We start from the raw sequence: 1,297 nt of genomic DNA on the forward strand, positions 1-1,297 counted from the left end.
GAGTAGATTTCGCGGACGAGGTAGCGCTTGAGGCAGCGGATGATCTCGGTCTTGGACAGGCCTTGAGCGGTGCGGCGTTCGACGTAGTCGCGGGTGGCCTGGTGGTAGCGCATGCGGACGATCACCACGCGGTAGAGCGCGGCGTTGGCTTGCCGGTCTCCGCCGCGGTTGAGGCGGTGCCGGTGGGTCCTGCCGGAGGATGCCGGGATCGGAGCAACGCCGCAGAGCATGGCCAGTGCGGCCTCGCTGTGCACCCGGTGGGAGTTGTCTCCCACGGTGACCAGCAGCTGCCCGGCGACCTCGGTGCCCACGCCGAAGCAGGCGGTCAGCGCCGGGGCGGTGGCCTGCACCAGTGGGCCGAGCAGCGCGTCGAGAGCTCCGATCTCCTCCTCGAGGAAGGTGTGCCGCCGGGCCAGCGACCGCAGGGCCAGTTTGGTGGCGGTGGTGGGATCAGCGGCGTTGCCGGTCGCCGGCCGCCACCGGGTGCAGGTGGTGACCAGCGCCGGAGATGCCAGGTTCCGCAGCTCGGCGCGCAGCGCCTCGGGGGCGGTGTCGGTGATGCTCTTGATCTGCCGGATCACGTCCGTGCGCTGGCGGATGGCGCTGGTCCGGGCGATGCGCAGAGCCCGGATCGAGGCCACCGGCCCGTCGGCGGTCTTCGGGATCGCGGTCGCCTGCCCGGCCAGCGCAGACCGGGCGGCGGCTTCGGCGTCGACCGGATCGGACTTACCCACCCGCCGTCGGGTGGCGCGGTTGGGGCGGTTGACCTCGACCACGGGTACCGCCACCGTGCGCAGGAACTCCGCCAGGCCGGCACCCCAGCTGTTGGTGCCCTCCACGCCGACCCTCACCACGGCCCCCAGGCCGATCAGCCAGCCCCACAGGGCGGCGTAGCCGGCTGCGGTCGCGGGGAACTGCTGGTGGCCCAGCATCCGCCCCGTCACGTCGACCGCGGCGGCGGTGTGGGTGTCCTTGTGGGTGTCCACCCCGCCGAACACCTCCGACCGAGGCTGCTCGACCGCCGCGGGGTGGACCAGTTCCAGTGCTGCTGTCATCGTTGGTATCGCCGTCCTCTCGCCTTGACCGGTGGGGGCGGCACGCGCCGGCCGGGCGATGCGGACAAGACAGTGACGGGTACCTGCAGGCACAGGCTCCTATGAGGTCACGACGCACGTCCGGCGGGTGCACAACGAGCCCCGCACCGGGCGGCCGACAGATCAACTGGAAGACACCAACGGTCAGCCGTTCCCAGAGTCAGACCACCGGTGCGGGGCTCGCCTTCAATCATCACTGCCGT

The 1,297-nt window shown here is 71.4% G+C and carries 1 protein-coding gene; it reads right to left on the minus strand.

Annotated elements, in window-relative coordinates:
• The coding region (locus ACYVG5_RS21415) for an IS110 family RNA-guided transposase (protein WP_460683536.1) at positions 1-1,055 on the minus strand (1,055 nt) is incomplete at its 3' end.
• Between the last annotated feature and the right edge of the window lie 242 nt (positions 1,056-1,297).

Source organism: Modestobacter lapidis (assembly GCF_054780755.1).